Below are 19401 nucleotides of genomic sequence, written 5' to 3'. Positions count from 1 at the left end.
AGATAATTTAAAAATGAGTTTTTTTAATTTGAGTATTTTTCTTAATGTCTTTTTTTATTCTTTTTCCAATTAAACTTTGAAATTTTTCAGCACTAAAATCTCCTGTACCAGGTCTTCTTACCCATATATTTTTTTTTGTTAAAATTTCACCTGCTTTAATATTATTATTACTTACCACTGATGCAAAAGCAAACTCAGCAGTTTTTTTTTCTTCATGAACAGGTTTTATTTCACCAGGTATTGCTTGATGAATAAGATTTACACCTTTCATTAAATCTCTCATTTGTAATGAGTTTACTGAAGCGGTTATATCTGGTCCTGATCTTGTACTTTTGTCTATAAAATGCTTTTCAATTATTGAAGCACCTAATGAAACTGCAGCAAAAGACGTATAATTATCTCCAGTATGATCAGATAATCCGTAAACTGTTTTTGGAAAAAATTTTTTAATTTGTTTTAAAGCATTGAGCCTAACTAATCTGTGAGGTGTTGGATAAAGATTTGTAGTGTGTAATATTGCATATTTTGTTTTATATTTTTTTATAATTTTAATTGATTTTTTTATAGATTTAATGTCGTTCATACCAGTACTTATAATTATAGGTTTTTTAAAAGAAGCTATATAATCAATTAAGGGATAATTATTACATTCACCACTTCCAATTTTAAATGCTTTAACCTTAAATTTTACCAACCGTTTAACAGCTTCCCTTGAAAAGGGAGTGCTTAAAAAAATACATTTTTTTTTTTCAATATAATTTTTTAATTCAAGTTCATCTTTTTCATTTAATGCACAATTATTTATAATGTCGAAAATATTTTTTTTTGTATGCACAGGTATGATTTTTTTAGCTTCTTCACTCATTTCATCTTCTGCAATATGCGTTTGATGCTTTATCACTTCAGCCCCGCATTTTATTGCTTCATCAACTATTTTTTTTGCAAGTTTCAAACTCCCATTGTGATTTATACCCAATTCAAAGATTACAAATGGTTTATAATTTGGGCCTATTTTCCTTTTTCCTATTTGGATATATTCAGTCTGACTCATAATTAAATATTATATTTCTGAATATTTGAGTATTTAGATAAATTTTTTTCTACTTTGAACCATTTGTAAGTTTCATTTAAAGCTTTTTTAAAACCTGTATAATTTAAATATTTTGGTTTCCACTTAGAACTGCTATATAATTTTTTATATGAACCTCTCAGATTATATACCTCTGCTTTTCTAAATCTATTTTTTGAAACAATGATTTTTGGGTTATGCCCAGTAATTTTTTTTAATGAATCAATAACGTCTCTAATTTTAAATGATTTACCCGTACATATGTTATAAATTTCCCCCGGTTTGCAGGAAGGTTTCAATAAACTGATTAAACCAGAAACAGTATCATTAACATATACAAAATCTCTACTAGTTTTTAGATTTCCAACTCTAATAATATTATTTTTTTTGTTTATCGTTGCAAATTGAGAAATAATTGTAGGTATAACTGCTCTTAAAGATTGTCTTGGTCCAAAAGTATTAAATGGCCTAGCGACAACAACAGGTAAACCAGTTGCTTTAAACATTGATATCGCCAGATTATCAGCTGCTATTTTTGATGCTGCATATGGCGACTCCGAGACTGTAATAGTTTTTTCTGTAAGTATATTTGAATTTTGAGTCAAATCGTTTCCATAAACCTCACTAGATGATATTTGTATTATTTTTTTCACTTTATTTTTTTTAATAGCTGATGCCCTGAAAATATTTAGTGCTCCCAGTATATTTGTATCTATAAAGGTCTGCGGATTTTTAAAAGAATAGGGTACAGATATACTTGCGGCTAAATTAAAGACATAATCACAATTTGCTAATGCATTATTTACAGAGTCAAAATCTGTTATATCGCCTCTCACTACTTGAAAATTTTTATGTGAAAGATTTTCTAACCACCCTTGAGATTGTGATGAATTATATCTTACGAAAGCCCTTACTTTATATTTGAGATTAAGAAGTTTCTCACACAAATGAGATCCAATAAATCCAGCAGCTCCTGTAACTAAAATTCTCATATAAATAAATTATATTTATTTTTACAAAACTAAAATGAATAATATAGTTTTTTTAACTTAACTATTTAATATCAAATAAAAATTTTTTTCAGTGCATAAATCAAGCCAATTGAGCTATTAGTACTGGTCAGCTGCACGCATTACTGCGCTTCCACATCCAGCCTATCAACGTGGTGGTCTACCACGGCTCTATAGGAAGAACTAGTTTTGAGGTGAGTTTCCCGCTTAGATGCTTTCAGCAGTTATCTCTTCCATACTTAGCTACCCGGCACTGCAGCTGGCGCTACAACCGGTCCACCAGTGGTATGTTCAACCCGGTCCTCTCGTACTAGGGTCAACTCCTCTCAATTCTTCTACACGCATAGCAGATAGGGACCGAACTGTCTCACGACGTTCTGAACCCAGCTCACGTACCACTTTAATTGGCGAACAGCCAAACCCTTGGGACCTGCTCCAGCCCCAGGATGTGATGAGCCGACATCGAGGTGCCAAACACTGCCGTCGATATGAGCTCTTGGGCAGTATCAGCCTGTTATCCCCGGCGTACCTTTTATCCGTTGAGCGATGGCCCTTCCACTCAGAACCACCGGATCACTATGACCGACTTTCGTCTCTGCTCGACTTGTCAGTCTCACAGTCAGGCAGGCTTATGCCATTGCACTCTACGAACGATTTCTGACCGTTCTGAGCCTACCTTCGCACGCCTCCGTTACTATTTGGGAGGCGACCGCCCCAGTCAAACTACCCACCATACAATGTCTTGATGCCGGATAACGGCGATCAGTTAGATACCAAGAAAAACAAAAGAGGTATTTCACTGATGACTCCACATAAACTGACGCCTATGCTTCAATGTCTCCCTCCTATGCTAAATATGTTTTTCCTAATACCAATGTAAAGTTGCAGTAAAGGTGCACGGGGTCTTTCCGTCTAACTACGCGAACTCCGCATCTTCACGGAGAATTCAATTTCACTGAGTTGATGTTGGAGACAGCGGAGAAATCGTTACGCCATTCATGCAGGTCGGAACTTACCCGACAAGGAATTTCGCTACCTTAGGACCGTTATAGTTACGGCCGCCGTTTACTGGGGCTTCAGAAGTTAGCTTGCACCAACCGCATTAACCTTCCAGCACCGGGCAGGCGTCAGACCCTATACATCCACTTACGTGTTAGCAGAGCCCTGTGTTTTTGATAAACAGTCGCTTCTCCCTGGCTTGTGCCACCCATCTCTAGTTGCCTAAAAACAGGTCTTCCTTATCCCGAAGTTACGGAAGCATTTTGCCGAGTTCCTTCAACATCATTCTCTCAAGCGCCTAAATATACTCTATTAATCCACCTGTGTCGGTTTAGGGTACGGTCTAATGATGGAGCTATTTCTTGGAACCTTTTCGCGGCAAGTTCAATCCATTAAGAACTCACAACTTACAAGATCCGTCACTACCATCTGGTTAAGGAATATTAACCTTATTTCCATCGACTACGGCTTTCGCCCTCGCCTTAGGTGCCGACTAACTCTGCGCGGATTAACCTTGCGCAGAAACCCTTGGATTTTCGGCGAAGAAGTTTTTCACTTCTTTTATCGTTACTTATGTCAGCATTCGCACTTCTGATACCTCCAGGACCCCTCACGGGTACCCCTTCACAGGCTTACAGAACGTTCCGCTACCAGTTATAATTTTCGAAAAAATTATAAATCCACAGATTCGGTATATGATTTTAGCCCCGTTACATCTTCGGCGCAGAAACTCTATTAGACCGGTGAGCTGTTACGCTATCTTTAAAGGATGGCTGCTTCTAAGCCAACCTCCCGGCTGTTAAGGAATTTCCACATCCTTTCACACTTAATCATAATTTGGGGACCTTATCTGGTGGTCTGGGCTCTTTCCCTCTCGACCATGGACCTTAGCACCCACAGTCTGTCTGCTGAAGAACAACATTTAGCATTCGGAGTTTTATTAGGTTTGGTAAGAATCTCTTCCCCCTAGCCCATTTAGTGCTCTACCTCTAAATGTCTATTTATTCAACGCACTACCTAAATAGTTTTCGCGGAAAACCAGCTATCTACGAATTTGGTTGGCCTTTCACCCCTTACCACAAGTCATCCAAAGACTTTTCAACGTCAACTGGTTCGGTCCTCCGGTTGGTGTTACCCAACTTTCAACCTGCTCATGGTAAGCTCATTCGTTTTCGGGTCTAATTCATAAAACTAATCGCCCTATTAAGACTTGCTTTCGCTGCGCCTACACCTAGATGGCTTAAGCTTGCTTTATAAATTAAGTCACTGACCCATTATACAAAAGGTACGCCGTCACTCTAAAAAGAGCTTCGACTGATTGTAGGCATGCGGTTTCAGGTTCTATTTCACTCCCCTAATAGGGGTTCTTTTCACCTTTCCCTCACGGTACTAGTTCACTATCGGTCACTGAAGAGTATTTAGGCTTAGAGGGTGGTCCCCCTATATTCGAGCAGGATTTCACGTGTCCCGCTTTACTCAAGAATTTTGTTAAACATTACTCATACGGGACTATCACCCTCTATGGTTAGCATTTCCAAACTATTCAAATTTTTTTAACAAAACTACTGGCCTAGTCCGCGTTCGCTCGCCACTACTAACGGAATCTCAATTGATTTCTTTTCCTCTGGTTACTTAGATGTTTCAGTTCTCCAGGTTGTCTCTTTAAACCTATGTATTCAGTTTAAAGTACCACATAAAGTGGTGGGTTTCCCCATTCGGAAATTTTCGGATCAAAACTTACATACAGCTCCCCGAAACTTATCGCAGTATATCACGTCCTTCATCGGCTTTCAGTGCCAAGGCATCCACTACACGCCCTTAAACGCTTGATTTATGCACAGAAAAAAATTCTGTGTTGAATCAAATTTTTATTTTGAACATTAGCTAATAACATTACTAATGTTCGGATATAGATATTGATATTAATTATTAATTATTTACAATTTTTTATAGCTAAGTGTTTTGGTGGAGGATAGCGGGATCGAACCGCTGACCTCCTGAATGCAAATCAGGCGCTCTCCCAGCTGAGCTAATCCCCCATGATCTTAAATTGGTGGGCCGAGAAAGACTCGAACTTTCGACCCCACCCTTATCAAGGGTGTGCTCTAACCAACTGAGCTACCGGCCCCTATGCAAAGAGAAACACTACTTTAAGAAGAGAAATGAGGACGGTCAACATTACCTGTATATTATTTAGAATGAAATTTTACTTTCATTCATCCTTAGAAAGGAGGTAATCCAGCCGCAGGTTCCCCTACGGCTACCTTGTTACGACTTCACCCCAGTCGCTGACTATACCGTGGTCAAGGGTTTTAAACCTTGCCTTAAGGTAGAACCAACTCCCATGGTGTGACGGGCGGTGTGTACAAGACCCGGGAACGCATTCACCGTGGCACGCTGATCCACGATTACTAGTAATTCCAGCTTCATGCACTCGAGTTGCAGAGTGCAATCCGAACTGAGGTATCTTTTAAGGATTTGCTTGACCTCGCAGTCTTGCTTCCTGTTGTAGATACCATTGTAGCACGTGTGTAGCCCAACACGTAAGGGCCATGAGGACTTGACGTCATCCCCACCTTCCTCCAGCTTATCACTGGCAGTTCTTTCAGAGTGCCCAACTTAATGATGGCAACTAAAAGTGAGGGTTGCGCTCGTTGCGGGACTTAACCCAACATCTCACGACACGAGCTGACGACAGCCATGCAGCACCTGTGTTTCGTCCGGCCGAACCGAAAACTCTAATCTCTTAGAGTCGCGACGAACATGTCAAGTGTTGGTAAGGTTCTGCGCGTATCTTCGAATTAAACCACATGCTCCACTACTTGTGCGGGTCCCCGTCAATTCATTTGAGTTTTAACCTTGCGGTCGTACTCCCCAGGCGGTGTGTTTATCGCTTTCGCTGCGACACTGAAAATAAATTTCCAACGTCTAACACACATCGTTTACGGCATGGACTACGAGGGTATCTAATCCTCTTCGCTACCCATGCTTTCGTTCCTCAGTGTCAGTAATGATCCAGAAAGCTGCCTTCGCAATTGGTATTCTTTCTAATATCTACGAATTTCACCTCTACACTAGAAATTCTGCTTTCCTCTATCATACTCTAGCTGAAAAGTTTTAATGGCAGTTCCAGAGTTAAGCTCTGGGATTTCACCACTAACTTTTTCAACCACCTACGAACTCTTTAAGCCCAGTAATTCCGAACTACGCTAGGTCCCTTCGTATTACCGCGGCTGCTGGCACGAAGTTAGCCGGACCTTCTTATTCGGGTACAGTCATTTTCTTCCCCGACGAAAGAGCTTTACAACCCAAAGGCCTTCTTCACTCACGCGGCATCGCTGCATCAGAGTTTCCTCCATTGTGCAAGATTCCCCACTGCTGCCTCCCGTAGGAGTTTGGGCCGTGTCTCAGTCCCAATGTGGCTGATCATCCTCTCAAATCAGCTATTGATCACAGTCTTGGTAGGCCATTACCCCACCAACAAACTAATCAAGTGCAGGCTCATCCAATGGTGCATAAAGCTTTCTCCGTAAAGACTTATCCGGTATTAGCACAAGTTTCCTCGTGTTATTCCAGGCCAAAGGGTAGATACCCACATGTTACTCACCCGTCTGCCACTAAGTATTGCTACTTCGTTCGACTTGCATGTGTTAGGCGTGCCGCCAGCGTACGTTCTGAGCCATGATCAAACTCTCAAGTTTAAAAACGGCGCACACTAGCTTCCATATAAATTCTAAGAATAAAATTTATATGTGATTGAAGTGTGTACGACAAATTTTTGGTAACCTTAACCGTCCACACTTCTCTTCTTAAATTTTAACTTTTAAAATAGCTAATTGAGCAAAAAAAGCTCAATAATCCTCACTAATTTATTGTATTAACAATAATTTTATTGAGAAAGTCCAGTGCTTATAGGCTAAAAATAATGGAAATCAAGCATTTAAGAATAAATTTTTAAATAAAAACACCCCATTTTAAGGGCTTTTTTTTGATTTTTACCACTCTGTAAACTAATAATTGTGTTCACTTAAATTTAAAATGTTTAAAATTCTATTGAGTAAGATTAAAAAAAACTTTGAAATTTTTAGCTTAGTTTTATTGATTTTCCTTACTGCTATCTCCACTAGTTATTTTAATTCAACAAAAAAAGAGAGTTTAGAAATCTATGATAATTTTATTGATAACATCTATTTTAAAAAAACACTTACACACATAGTTGAGAACCTTGAACCAAAATACAAAAAAATAAAACATAAAATAAGATCTGGTGAAACATTTGATAAAATTTTAGAGAATTATCTAATACAAAAAAAAGAAATATTAGAAATAAAAAATGCTTTAAAAAAAAAAGTTAATCTTAATAAATTAAATACGAAACAAATTATAGAGTTCAGTTTAGATAAAACTACTAATCAAATTAATGAATTTACTTTTCAAATATCAAATAAACAAAAAATATTTTTAGTAAGAGATAATTCTAAAAACACTTTTAATGATGAAATTATATCAATTAAATTGGATAAAAAAATAGTCTACAAAGAAAATTTAATTTTACAAAGTCTATATAAAGCTGCAACAGATGAAAAAATACCAGCAAACATAATAATTGAATTTGCTAGGATATATGGTTTTCAAGTAGACTTTCAAAGAGATATAAGAAAACAAGATAAGTTTCAAATAATGTATGAAATTTTCCTTAATGATAAAAATGAAATTATTGAAACAGGAGAAATACTTTTCGCAAATTTAAAATTAAGTGGTCAAGATAATGGACTTTACTATTTTGATAAAGAAGGAAGCGAAGGACATTATGATAAAAATGGTAAGAGTGTTAAAAAAGCTTTAATGAAAACTCCAATTAATGGAGCAAGACTTTCATCTCCTTTTGGTATGAGAAAACATCCTATAGATGGATACAATAAAATGCATAGAGGTACTGATTTTGCAGCACCAACAGGAACACCAATAATGGCATCTGGTGATGGTGTTATAAAAAAAGCTGGATGGTGTGGTGGAGGTGGAAATTGTGTAAAGATAAGACACAACTCAACTTATCAAACAGTTTATGCCCACATGTCAAAATTTGCTCGAGGTATTAAAGCAGGAGTAAGAGTAAAACAGGGTCAAACAATTGGTTACGTCGGTTCTACAGGTAAATCTACTGGACCTCATTTGCATTACGAAGTAATTGTAAATGGAAAAAAAGTTAATTCTCAAAAACTAAAACTTCCATCAGGTAAAATATTAAAAGGTCAAGAAAGAAAGTTATTTGAAACAAAAAAAATTAAATTAGATGTTCTTAAATCTGAAAAGATAATAGGTTTAAATTAATTAGCTTCTGCTACTGTTTCACTTTTAAGATCTATGTTAGAATTATCTTCTAAATTTTTTTCAGAAACATCTACCTTTTTTGAAATCTCGTTTGTGTCTTTTCCGTTTTCATCAGATTTATCTTCTAAATTTCTCTCTCTTTTGAAACTTTCTCTTTCATTTAGTATCCTGGTAAAATGATCAGCGTGCTGAAGGTAATTTTCAGAGAGAATTTTGTCACCATTTGACAAAGCTTCTCTAGCTAGATCATTATACTTTTCAATCAATTTTGGCGCATTGTGATTGTTTCTTCCTGGAGATTTTCTTTTAAAATTATCACCATTAGAAAAATTTGAACTAAATTTCTGCCTGTCACCATTAGATTTAAAATTTCTATCGTTTCTTCTAAAATTATTTCTTCTATTGTTGTTATTGCTGTTATTCCTAAATGTTACCATGATTTAAAAAATTATATTTTTGTGCAGATTATGCATCGATCATTATTAGCAAGATCTTTTAGAGCACTATTTATATAAAAACCCTCTTTATTTAATAATTTAATTACTTTATTTTTTTGATCAAAACCAATCTCTAAAATAAATTTACCATTTTTTTTAATCAGCTCAGATGATTTTTTAATAACTTTTCTGATTTCTGATAATCCATCTAATCCACCATCTAATGCTATTTTTGGTTCAAACCTAGCAACTCCTTTATCCAAATATTTTATAATATGTCTTTTAATATAAGGAGGATTAGAAACAATTAAATCATATTTGCCCAAACTAAATTTGTCAACATTAGATTTATATAATTTAAGTCTAGTATGGACTTTTAAACTAGTTGCATTCAAATTAGCTATTTTTAAACAATTTTTGCTTATATCTATTCCAGTTCCATAAAAATTTTTTCTCTCTTTTAATATAGACAAAAGTATACATCCAGATCCTATGCCAATATCTAAAATACCAAGTTTACTTTTATTTTTTGTTAAATTTAAAATATTTTCAACAATTAGCTCAGTATCAGGACGAGGTATTAAAGTATCTTCTGTTACAAAAAATTCTGAATTCCAAAATAACTTTTTATTAGTTAAATGAGATACCGGCTTACCTTTGGACCTTTCATTAATTAGTTTTTGAAACAAATTTAAATTTATTTCTTCTATTTTTTCTTGAGAATTAAGTATTAAGTATTTTTTATCTTTATTAATTGCTTTTGACATTAAAATTTCTGAGTCTAAATAAGGATTTAAACAAAATTTATCTTTTAAAATTTGAGCACCTTGAGTTATTGCTGATTGAATATTCATTTATTTTAAATTACTTAAACTTTCTTCTTGTGCTTGCAGTGTAAGTGACTCTATCATTTCATCAAACGCTTCACCTTCAAGAAATTCCTCTAATTTGTGCAAAGTTAAATTTATTCTGTGATCTGTAACTCTACCCTGTGGAAAATTATAAGTTCTAATTCTTTCTGATCTATCTCCAGTACCAATTTTAGTTTTTCTATCTTGTGATCTTTCTTGATCAATTCTTGATCTTTCAAGTTCATACAATCTTGCTCTTAAAATTTTCATTCCTTTTGCTTTATTTTTGTGCTGTGATTTTTCATCTTGTTGAGAAACTGATAAACCGGTAGGTATATGAGTTATCCTAACAGCGCTATCTGTTGTGTTAACTGATTGTCCACCTGGACCACCCGCTCGAAAAACGTCAATTCTTAAGTCAGAGTCGTTTATTTTTAAATCTACCTCTTCAGCTTCAGGTAATACAGCAACAGTGGCCGCAGATGTATGCACTCTTCCTTGTGTTTCTGTATCTGGAACTCTTTGAACTCTATGTACACCACTCTCATATTTTAATGTTGAATATATATTTGTACCTTTAATCGATGCAATTACTTCTTTTAAACCTCCCGCATCACTTCTAGAAATAGAAATAAGTTCTAATGACCATTTTTTTTTATGACTTACTTTTTCATACATTTTGAAAAGGTCTGAAGCAAATAAACTTGCCTCTAGTCCGCCTGTTCCAGCTCTTATTTCTATTATTGCATTTTTTTTATCTGCTTCATCTTTTGGTAGTAGAAATAATTTTAATTTTTTTTCATTGATCTCATGTTGAGATTTCAAATCAACAAGTTCTAACTCAGCCATATTTTTTAACTCTTTATCTGATGAGTTATCCTCTAATATTTTCTCTAATTCTTGCTTTTCATTTTCGAACGATAAATATTTTTTAGCATTTAAAATTATTTCATTAACATCCGAATATTCTTTTGACTTTTCAGCAAATGCTTTGTTATCTAAACTTCCTGATGATAGGTCTTTTTCAAGTGTAGAATGTTTTGTAATTAATTCTTCAATAGTCTTTGTTGGTATCATTGTTAATTTTCTAATTCAGAGGCCTTTTTTTCAACTTCTGCTACGACTTTATTAACTATATCATTAGTAGATACTTTTTCACTTTGAACTCCAGATAAATAAAGCATATTATTACCTTTTCCACCTCCAGTTATTCCAATATCAGTTAAAGCAGCCTCACCAGGTCCATTCACAACACAGCCAATAATCGATAGGGTAATTGGAGTTTTTATATGAGATAATTTTTCCTCTAAAATTTTAACTGTATCAATAACTTGAAATGCTTGCCTTGCGCAAGATGGGCAAGAAATTATTTTAACTCCTCTATTTCGTAATCCTAAAGATTTAAGTATTTCATTTCCAATCTTAACCTCTTTTACAGGATCATCTGATAAAGAAACTCTTAAGGTGTCACCTATTCCATCTAATAGCAATGAACCTAGTCCTATTGAAGACTTAACACTTCCTGATACAAAACTTCCAGCCTCAGTTATTCCAAGATGAAGAGGATAATCAGTAGCATCCGAAAGCTGTCTGTAAGCTGCAATTGACAAAAATACATCAGAGGACTTGACGCTTATCTTGAAATTAAAAAAATCTTGATCTTCTAATATTCTAATGTTTCTTTTTGCGCTCTCTACTAATGCCTCTGGGCATGGCTCTTTATACTTTTCTAGAATATCTTTTTCTAGAGAACCTGCATTAACTCCTATTCGAATTGAACAATCATTATTTTTTGCTGCGCTTAAAACCTCATAGATTTTGTTTTTATCACCAATATTTCCAGGATTTATTCTTAAACACTTTGCTCCATTTTCTGCAGCTTCTACAGCTCTTTTATAATGAAAATGAATGTCTGCAATTACAGGTATTTGAACATTTTTTGTGATTTCTTTTAAGGCTTTTGAAGAGTCTTCATCTGGACAGGAAACTCTTACTAGGTCAGCACCCTCTTCATGAATTTTATTTATTTGTTCTATAGTAGCTGAAATATCTGTAGTCAAAGTATTGGTCATTGATTGAACTGATATTGGATTGTCACCACCAACTTTAACATTACCAACGTTAATTACTTTAGTTTTTTTTCGATTTATATTTCTAAATGGTCTTATATTCATAAGTTTAATCTAGTTTAAATTCTTTATGAAGAGCGGCTATTGCTTTTTTTACATTTTTTGATGAAACTAATACTGAAATTTTAATTTCAGATGTTGATATAACTAAAATGTTTATTTTTTTTGAAGCTAAGGCTTGAAACATCCTGTAAGTAATTCCAGGTGTAGTAATCATCCCAACTCCAATTATAGAAACTTTGGAAAGATTTTTATCAAAAGAAAGTTTTTTATAAGATATCGATTTATTTTGCTTAATTAATTTCTCGGTTTTTTTTAGATCATCAGATTTAATTGTAAAAGTTAAGTCAGTATCTTTTCCATTTTGAGAAATATTTTGTACAACCATATCAACGTTAATTAAATTTCTTGATAGTGGTCTAAAAACTGAAGCAGCGACACCAGGTCTATCTTTAACTCCTACAATTGTAATCTTAGCATCATTTTTAGTTGAAGATATGCCGGTAATTATTTGATCGCTAAATGCTTTTTTAGAGCCTGTTATTAATGTGCCTGGTTTATTAGCAAATGAAGATTTAACTTTAATATCAATGTTATTTAACTTTGCATCTTGAACTGATGTTGGTTGCATCACTTTTGATCCTAAAGATGCCATTTCTAACATTTCATCATAAAATATTTTTTTAATTTTCTTTGCTTTTTTGTGTTGTCTTGGATCAGTAGTATAAACACCATCAACATCTGTATAAATAATACATTCATCAGCTTTAATAAATTTTGCTAACATGATTGCAGTGGCGTCAGAACCACTTCTTCCTATTGTGGTAATTCTATTTTCATTATTAATTCCTTGAAAACCAGTAACAATTGGAATCCCGCCTTGTTTCACATAATTATTTAATTCTTTTGTAACTATCTTATTTATTCTTGCTCCAGAATAAGGTCCATCAGTAATTATTGGTAATTGCCAAGAAACCCATGACCTAGATTTAAAACCATCATGAGTAAGTCTTCCTGCAATTAAAGCACATGAAACCTGTTCTCCAGTGGAGACAAGTGCATCATACTCAGATCTGCTAAAATTATTACTAATTTGCTTCGATTTTTTTACAAGCTCATTGGTAACTCCACTCATTGCTGACGAAATCACCAAAACTCTATTTTTTTTCTTTTTATAAGCAGCTATAATTTTGCATACTTTTTTTATCCTATCGATACTACCAACAGAAGTTCCGCCAAATTTTAGTACAACAGTTTTCATGATCAGTTGAATTAATATAATTTAATTATAAATTGATAAAGTACATCTTAATTGTTATGTCAACTAATTATATATTATGAACAGTATTAATAAAAAAGAAATAGAAAAATTTTCAAATATGGCGGCCGAATGGTGGGATCCAGAAGGAAAATTTAAACCTCTTCATAAATTTAATCCTATAAGAATAAAATATATTAAAGAAAATATAATTAAGGAATTTCAACTTAAAAATAAAAAATATCCTCTTTCTGGAATAAATGTCCTTGATATTGGATGTGGAGGTGGATTGTTATCTGAGCCCATGTGTAGATTAGGTGCTAATGTTACAGCAATCGATGCTTCAAATAAAAATATTACCATAGCAAACTTGCATGCAAAAAAAAACAATCTTAAAATAAACTATATATGTTCATCGCCCGAAAAACTAAAAACTACAAAAAAATTTGATGTAATTTTGAACATGGAGATTGTTGAACATGTTGAGGATGTTGATTTTTTTTTAAAATCATGTGCTAACCTTTTAAAAAAAAATGGATTAATGTTTGTTGCAACTATAAATAAAACCTTAAAATCTTATATATTTGCAATTGTTGGTGCGGAATATGTTTTGAGATGGCTTCCTATTGGCACCCATGAATGGGAAAAGTTTGTTAAGCCTGAGGAATTAAAAAGTATACTAATCAAAAACAATCTTAATCTCAAAAAAATAGATGGAATGAATTTTAATATTCTGAAGGATGAATGGAATGTTTCTAAAGATTTATCAGTAAATTATATTGCTGAATTTAAGAAAAACTAATTTTCTTTTTCATCAACCCATGGAATTAATTGTGTATCTATGCCCTCTTCTTTGAGCTCTTTAATGTCTTTCTGAGAGGCTTTGCCATATATCCCCTTTGCAGGTTTCTTACTATTGTAATGAATAGATCTAGCTTCATATGCAAAATTATCTCCAACATACTTAAAATTATCTTTTATAAACTTTTGGTAATTTTTAATTGTTTTCTTAATTTTTTTGTACTTCTGAGTATCAAATTTTTCTTCATTTTTAGCTTTTCCACTTATTAGCTGAGGAGCCATTAATGTTTTTTCAACTTTTTCAGAATTACAGTTATGACAGATTAAAAGTTTTTTCTTTTTTAATTTTTCATATTCTGATGAGGATGAGAACCAGCTATCAAACTTCAATTCACATTCGTTACACAAAAGTTTGTATTTAATCATAGTATAGAATTAGTTATCAAAATTTATATTTCAATATGTTCAACTTCTATAATCAGCATTAATCTCAACATAATTTTTTGTAAAATCCATAGTAAAAGCAGTAAAGCTTTTAGTACCAGTAAACAAATCTACAGTGACATCTATATTTTCACCTTTCATATATTCCGCTACTAATTTTTCATCGTAGTTCTTATGTAATTTTCCATCCTGAATTATTTGATAATTTCCAAATTTCAAACCTAATTTATTTAAATTTATTTTTGGTCCTGCTTTTCCTATTGCCATCACTATTCGTCCCCAGTTTGGATCTTCACCCGCAATAGCTGTTTTTACCAAAGCTGAATTTGATATTGAGAAAGCAATTGTCTTTGCATCTTGTTCGCTTTTGCTTTTATTAATATTTATAGTGACAAATTTTGATGCTCCTTCTCCATCAGAAACTACTCTTTTGGCTAAATTTAACAAAACATTGTTTAATGCTCTGTCGAATTTTTTTAGTTTTATATCATTAATACTTTTAATATTTGAATTGTTTGCTTTATTTGTTGCAAAAATACTAACCATATCATTTGTGCTTGTATCTCCATCACATGAGATAGCGTTAAATGTATTTGTAATATTTTTTTTTAATAATTTACTCAAAATATCATTCGATAAGTTAGCATCAGTAAATATGTATGCCAAGGTGGTTCCCATATTTGGAAATATCATACCTGAACCTTTGGCAACACCATAAATTTTTACCTCTTTATCTCCAATTTTACATTGCTCCATCGCAAGTTTTGGTTTTGTATCAGTGGTCATTATTCCTAAAGCTGCTTTCATCCAAAGAAATTTGTTTTGTGTATAGTTAATTTTTTTAATCAAGTTTGGAATTTGATTTATTATCTTCTCACGTGGAAAAGTTTCACCTATTGTACCTGTGCATCCAAAAATAATTTCCTTTGAAGTAATTTTTTTAGGATAATCTTCATCTTCAACTTGTTTTTTTGATAATTGCTCAGAAGTTAAATCAGCAATTTTTGCAAGACTTTCGTAACCTTGTTTACCTGTGAAAGCATTTGCATTTCTAGTATTTACAATAAGAGAATAAATTTTTTTTGATTTTTGATTTATATTCCATTTGATATTTTCTGAGATAATTTTTGACCGTGTATAGACAGAGGCATGATTTGCACCATCTCTAAAGTAAAACATTACTAAATCATCTCTTTTAGTTTTGTATAAATCTGCACTTAGAGCTGAAATAGATAAGCCATCTATGTGATCAAGATCCTGAAAATCCATCATTCTGGTATTTTTTGATTTCGAATTTAAAAAATTTGTTAAATTAATACCCATGATATTTAAAATAATTGTTTAATACATATATTAAACAATATATTTAAAGAATAAATCAAATAGTCATGTTTAACCCGCTTAACCTAATTACAAAATTTATCAAATCTAGTAATCAAAAAGAACTAGATAGAATTGGAAAAATTGTAGAAAAAATAAATTCACACGAGGAACAATTCATAAAATTAAGCGATACAGACTTTCCAAAAAAAACAGTTGAATTTAAAAATCAATTAAAAAATGGAAAAAGTTTAGACGAAATTCTACCTGAAGCATTTGCACTAGTAAGAGAAGCTGCAAAAAGAACAAGACAAGAAAGACACTTTGATGTTCAACTTATTGGGGGAGTAGTTCTTCACGAAGGTAAAATTGCTGAAATGAGAACGGGTGAAGGAAAAACGCTCACTATTGCTTTAGCGGCTTATTTAAATGCGCTTTCTGAAGATGGAGTTCATATAGTAACAGTTAATGATTACTTGGCAAAAAGAGATTCGATGGAAATGGGTCTCATATATAATTTTTTAGGTCTTACCTCTGGATTTATAAATAATGACCAAGATGATCTAGAAAGAAAGAAAAACTATAATTGTGACATTACTTATGCAACCAACAGTGAATTAGGATTTGACTATCTAAGGGATAACATGAAGTTTTCTCAAAAAGAGATGGTTCAAAGATCTCATGTATTTTCAATTGTAGATGAAATAGATTCCTGTTTAATTGATGAAGCAAGAACTCCACTAGTAATTTCTGGAGCTGCAGAAGATAAAACTGCTCAATATCTAGCAATAGATAAACTTGTTAAAATTTTAAATAATAAAGATTTTGAAATAGATGAGAAAGAAAAAAATATACTTTTAACAAACGAGGGTATCAATAATGTTGAAAAACTTTTTTCTAATGCAGGTATATTAAAAAATAATAATTTTTATGACCCGGAAAATCTTCATTTAGTTCACCACGTAAATCAAGCACTTCGTGCAAATCATTTATTTGAAAAAGGAAAAGATTACATTGTAAAAGATGGAGTTCTTAAAATTATAGATGAGTTGACTGGTAGAATTCTAGAAGGAAGAAGATTTGGAGATGGACTTCATCAGGCTCTTGAAGCTAAAGAAAAAATTCAGATACAGGCTGAAAATCAAACTTTAGCATCTATTACCTATCAAAATTATTTTAAACTGTATAAGAAAATATCAGGTTGCACTGGTACTGCAGTCACAGAGTCTGAGGAATTTTTTGAGATATATAATCTTTCAGTCGTTGTAATACCAACAAATAAAGAAATGATCCGAAAGGACTATAATGATTTGATCTTTAGAACTGAAAAAGAAAAAAATGATGCAATAATTAATAAGATCATTGAAAAACATGTAGTTGGTCAACCAATTTTAGTTTTCACATCTAGTATCAACAAATCTGAAGTTTATTCTAAATTATTAAATGAAAAAAATATTAAACACGTAGTTTTAAATGCAAAGAACCATGAAAATGAAGCCGAAATTATTGCAAATGCTGGAAAAGAAAAATCTTTGATAATTACAACCAGTATTTCTGGTAGAGGTGTTGACATCCAGCTTGGTGGAAAAAAAGGATCAATTCCTGATGATCAGTTAAAAATAGATAAAGAAAAAATTAAATCTCTAGGTGGCTTATTTGTAATTGGTACAGAAAGAATGGAGTCTAGGAGAGTGGACAATCAAGCAAGAGGAAGAGCTGGAAGACAAGGAGATGAGGGTAGTTCTGTATTTTATGTAAGTTTAGAAGATGATTTGATGAGAATTTTTGGCTCAGAATCTATGAATAATATGCTTGAAAAACTTGGTTTAAAAGATGGTGAAAGTATTGATCACCCCTGGATCAACAAAGCATTAGAAAGAGCTCAACAAAAAGTTGAAGCCAGAAATTTTGATATCAGAAAAACACTTATCAAATTTGATAATGTTTTGAATGACCAAAGACATGTTGTGTTTTCTCAAAGAAAGAACGCAATGAATAGTGAAAATATTTTCGATTATTCCGACGAATTTTTAAAAGAAATATCAGAAGATTTGATAAAATTAAAAATTCAAAATTTATCTAATCCAAAAAGTAATGAATTTAACAACAAAGTTAGGCAAATTGTTGGGAAAAGTTTTAATGATACTGAACTTGAAAGTTTGATTTCTGCAAAAGATAATGAACTAAAAGAGCAAATATCTTCAAAATTTAATGAGACACGTAATGAAAGAATTAAAGTTCTAAACGAGCAGCATGCCAAAGAAATTGAAAAAAGAATATTTTTGCAAACAATAGATTTGAATTGGAAATCACATATACAATATTTAGAACAACTTAGACAAGTAATTGGATTAAGATCTTACGGTCAAAGAGATCCTTTAGTTGAATATAAAAAAGAAGCTTTTGATTTATTTTCAAATTTATTAGAAAAACTAAAGTTAGACTACGTTACAATTTTAATGAATTTAAAAGTTATAACAGAAGAAAGACCTTCCAATGAGGAAAGAGTAAATCCAAAACCACAAACCAAAAAAATGGGAAGAAATGAACCTTGCTTCTGTGGATCAGGCAAGAAGTTTAAACATTGCCATGGAGCTTTGTAATTCTTAAAAAAGAAAAAATAAGGAAACTAAAAATAATAAACCTGCACCAATACCAAATAATAATTTTTTTGATTTGAAAATATTATCAAAATTATTTTTCTTAATAATCAAATTGCTTAAATCTTCTACATTGTTCATAAAACCATCATTTCTTCCAATTTTTAAAAATTTATTTTTTCTTTCATTCGTTATATCTTCTGACGTCATTTCTTTATATTGATCTAAATTTTTAGAAATAGATTTTCTAACATTGTCTAATATCAGGTCTCTATCCCTGTGAGCACCACCTAAAGGTTCTGGGATTATTTCATCAATAACTTTTAATTTAAATAAATCTTTTGCAGAAAGCTTCATTGCTTTTGCTGCATCAAGCATTTTTTTTGGATCTCTCCACAATATAGTTGCACAGCCTTCAGGAGATATAACTGAATAAATAGCATTTTCTAGCATGATAACTTTGTTAGACGATGCTAATGCAATCGCACCACCTGAGCCACCTTCACCTATAATTATTGCAATAGTTGGCACCTTAAGTTCCATGCAACATTCAATTGATTTTGCTATTGCCTCAGCTTGACCTCTTTCCTCTGCACCTACACCAGGATAAGCGCCTGGCGTATCTATAAAAGAGATAATTGGAATTTTAAATTTATTTGCTAAATTCATTAATCGAATAGTTTTTCTATAACCCTCAGGTCGCATCATCCCAAAATTTCTTTCGATTCTACTATCTAAATCATCACCCTTTTCTTGGCCAATAACCAAAACCGAATAACCATTGAATTTTGCAAAACCTGTAAGTACAGATTTATCTTCGCCATAATAACGGTCTCCAGATAGAGAAATAAAATCTTCGAATAAATTATCTATGAAAAATTTAGACTTTGGTCTGTCTTCATGTCTTGCAACCATGGTGGTTTGCCATGGATCTAGGTTTGAATATATATCATTTAATTTTTGATCTAACTCAACTTGTGTTTTTGAAATTTTTTGCGTATCTACTTCTGACAATCCCTCTTGATTATAGGGATCTTTTAATTTTTCCAATTCTGTCTCTAAATCTTTAATCTCAGTTTCAAAATTAAGATAATTTTTCATAATATGGTTATAGCGGATGGTTAATTCATAAAAAAGGCAATAAAATGATAT

The 19401-nt window shown here is 32.6% G+C and carries 13 protein-coding genes, 2 tRNA genes and 2 rRNA genes; 3 read left to right on the top strand and 14 right to left on the bottom strand.

Going from position 1 to position 19401, the window contains the following annotated elements; all coding sequences use genetic code 11:
- Positions 1–7: 7 nt before the first annotated feature.
- The 6 genes from ACTTA4_RS02125 to ACTTA4_RS02100 form a co-directional block, all read right to left on the bottom strand.
- Positions 8–1051, bottom strand: coding sequence for an N-acetylneuraminate synthase family protein (locus ACTTA4_RS02125; protein WP_440633331.1), 1044 nt, complete (start codon positions 1049–1051; stop codon positions 8–10).
- 2 nt (positions 1052–1053) lie between these two features.
- Entirely contained in the window at positions 1054–2061 is a 1008-nt protein-coding gene (locus tag ACTTA4_RS02120) for an SDR family NAD(P)-dependent oxidoreductase (RefSeq protein WP_440633330.1), read from the bottom strand.
- 96 nt (positions 2062–2157) lie between these two features.
- A 23S ribosomal RNA gene (locus tag ACTTA4_RS02115) occupies positions 2158–4910 on the bottom strand.
- A gap of 131 nt (positions 4911–5041) precedes the next feature.
- Positions 5042–5117, bottom strand: a tRNA-Ala gene (locus ACTTA4_RS02110).
- Between the two features lie 12 nt (positions 5118–5129).
- A tRNA-Ile gene (locus ACTTA4_RS02105) sits at positions 5130–5206 on the bottom strand.
- 98 nt (positions 5207–5304) lie between these two features.
- Positions 5305–6779 (bottom strand): 16S ribosomal RNA (locus ACTTA4_RS02100).
- The 16S and 23S rRNA genes sit together here with 2 tRNA genes alongside, the layout of an rRNA operon.
- Positions 6780–7116: 337 nt before the next feature.
- On the opposite strand from ACTTA4_RS02100, the gene ACTTA4_RS02095 reads away from it, so the two are divergent.
- Positions 7117–8409: a peptidoglycan DD-metalloendopeptidase family protein gene (locus tag ACTTA4_RS02095; RefSeq protein ID WP_440633329.1), complete on the top strand. Its 1293-nt coding sequence runs from the start codon at positions 7117–7119 to the stop codon at positions 8407–8409.
- On the opposite strand, the gene ACTTA4_RS02090 is transcribed toward ACTTA4_RS02095, so the two are convergent.
- The 5 genes from ACTTA4_RS02090 to ACTTA4_RS02070 are packed head-to-tail and all read right to left on the bottom strand — an operon-like array spanning position 8406 to position 13087.
- A complete protein-coding gene (locus ACTTA4_RS02090; RefSeq protein ID WP_440633328.1) occupies positions 8406–8846 on the bottom strand; it encodes a DUF4167 domain-containing protein in 441 nt (146 codons plus the stop codon). The genes ACTTA4_RS02095 and ACTTA4_RS02090 overlap by 4 nt on opposite strands.
- Before the next feature lie 11 nt (positions 8847–8857).
- A complete protein-coding gene (prmC, locus tag ACTTA4_RS02085; RefSeq protein WP_440633327.1) occupies positions 8858–9700 on the bottom strand; it encodes a peptide chain release factor N(5)-glutamine methyltransferase in 843 nt (280 codons plus the stop codon).
- Positions 9701–10774, bottom strand: a complete 1074-nt coding sequence (gene prfA / locus ACTTA4_RS02080) for a peptide chain release factor 1 (protein WP_440633326.1) — start codon at positions 10772–10774, stop codon at positions 9701–9703. It lies immediately after the preceding gene.
- 2 nt (positions 10775–10776) lie between these two features.
- Entirely contained in the window at positions 10777–11871 is a 1095-nt protein-coding gene (gene ispG, locus ACTTA4_RS02075) for a flavodoxin-dependent (E)-4-hydroxy-3-methylbut-2-enyl-diphosphate synthase (RefSeq protein ID WP_440633325.1), read from the bottom strand.
- 4 nt (positions 11872–11875) lie between these two features.
- The gene (locus tag ACTTA4_RS02070) at positions 11876–13087 is read right to left on the bottom strand and encodes an aspartate kinase (RefSeq protein ID WP_440633324.1); all 1212 of its coding nucleotides are present in this window, start codon (positions 13085–13087) and stop codon (positions 11876–11878) included.
- 76 nt (positions 13088–13163) lie between these two features.
- Here ACTTA4_RS02070 and ubiG point away from each other — a divergent pair, with 76 nt between their 5' ends.
- Positions 13164–13886, top strand: a complete 723-nt coding sequence (ubiG, locus tag ACTTA4_RS02065) for a bifunctional 2-polyprenyl-6-hydroxyphenol methylase/3-demethylubiquinol 3-O-methyltransferase UbiG (protein WP_440633323.1) — start codon at positions 13164–13166, stop codon at positions 13884–13886.
- Here the strand turns inward: ubiG and ACTTA4_RS02060 are convergent.
- Entirely contained in the window at positions 13883–14311 is a 429-nt protein-coding gene (locus tag ACTTA4_RS02060; RefSeq protein ID WP_440633322.1) for a DUF1178 family protein, read from the bottom strand. The genes ubiG and ACTTA4_RS02060 overlap by 4 nt on opposite strands.
- 39 nt (positions 14312–14350) lie before the next feature.
- A complete protein-coding gene (gene argJ / locus ACTTA4_RS02055) occupies positions 14351–15652 on the bottom strand; it encodes a bifunctional glutamate N-acetyltransferase/amino-acid acetyltransferase ArgJ (RefSeq protein WP_440633321.1) in 1302 nt (433 codons plus the stop codon).
- A gap of 65 nt (positions 15653–15717) precedes the next feature.
- Between argJ and secA the strand changes: the two genes are divergently transcribed.
- Entirely contained in the window at positions 15718–18252 is a 2535-nt protein-coding gene (secA, locus tag ACTTA4_RS02050; RefSeq protein WP_440633320.1) for a preprotein translocase subunit SecA, read from the top strand.
- A 3-nt stretch (positions 18253–18255) separates the two neighbouring features.
- On the opposite strand, the gene ACTTA4_RS02045 is transcribed toward secA, so the two are convergent.
- The gene (locus tag ACTTA4_RS02045) at positions 18256–19350 is read right to left on the bottom strand and encodes an acetyl-CoA carboxylase carboxyltransferase subunit alpha (RefSeq protein WP_440633319.1); all 1095 of its coding nucleotides are present in this window, start codon (positions 19348–19350) and stop codon (positions 18256–18258) included.
- Positions 19351–19401: the final 51 nt, after the last annotated feature.

This window comes from Candidatus Pelagibacter sp. HIMB1485 (genome assembly GCF_052048055.1).
GTDB lineage: Bacteria > Pseudomonadota > Alphaproteobacteria > Pelagibacterales > Pelagibacteraceae > Pelagibacter.
This window is presented reverse-complemented; position numbering and strand designations above follow the sequence as displayed.

What these genes read in the sequence shown, in the direction of transcription:
- ACTTA4_RS02125 (WP_440633331.1), bottom strand. Translation starts at nt 1,051, where the DNA reads ATGAGTCAGACTGAATATATCCAAATAGGAAAAAGGAAAATAGGCCCA.
- ACTTA4_RS02120 (WP_440633330.1), bottom strand. Translation starts at nt 2,061, where the DNA reads ATGAGAATTTTAGTTACAGGAGCTGCTGGATTTATTGGATCTCATTTG.
- ACTTA4_RS02095 (WP_440633329.1), top strand. Translation starts at nt 7,117, where the DNA reads ATGTTTAAAATTCTATTGAGTAAGATTAAAAAAAACTTTGAAATTTTT.
- ACTTA4_RS02090 (WP_440633328.1), bottom strand. Translation starts at nt 8,846, where the DNA reads ATGGTAACATTTAGGAATAACAGCAATAACAACAATAGAAGAAATAAT.
- prmC (WP_440633327.1), bottom strand. Translation starts at nt 9,700, where the DNA reads ATGAATATTCAATCAGCAATAACTCAAGGTGCTCAAATTTTAAAAGAT.
- prfA (WP_440633326.1), bottom strand. Translation starts at nt 10,774, where the DNA reads ATGATACCAACAAAGACTATTGAAGAATTAATTACAAAACATTCTACA.
- ispG (WP_440633325.1), bottom strand. Translation starts at nt 11,871, where the DNA reads ATGAATATAAGACCATTTAGAAATATAAATCGAAAAAAAACTAAAGTA.
- ACTTA4_RS02070 (WP_440633324.1), bottom strand. Translation starts at nt 13,087, where the DNA reads ATGAAAACTGTTGTACTAAAATTTGGCGGAACTTCTGTTGGTAGTATC.
- ubiG (WP_440633323.1), top strand. Translation starts at nt 13,164, where the DNA reads ATGAACAGTATTAATAAAAAAGAAATAGAAAAATTTTCAAATATGGCG.
- ACTTA4_RS02060 (WP_440633322.1), bottom strand. Translation starts at nt 14,311, where the DNA reads ATGATTAAATACAAACTTTTGTGTAACGAATGTGAATTGAAGTTTGAT.
- argJ (WP_440633321.1), bottom strand. Translation starts at nt 15,652, where the DNA reads ATGGGTATTAATTTAACAAATTTTTTAAATTCGAAATCAAAAAATACC.
- secA (WP_440633320.1), top strand. Translation starts at nt 15,718, where the DNA reads ATGTTTAACCCGCTTAACCTAATTACAAAATTTATCAAATCTAGTAAT.
- ACTTA4_RS02045 (WP_440633319.1), bottom strand. Translation starts at nt 19,350, where the DNA reads ATGAAAAATTATCTTAATTTTGAAACTGAGATTAAAGATTTAGAGACA.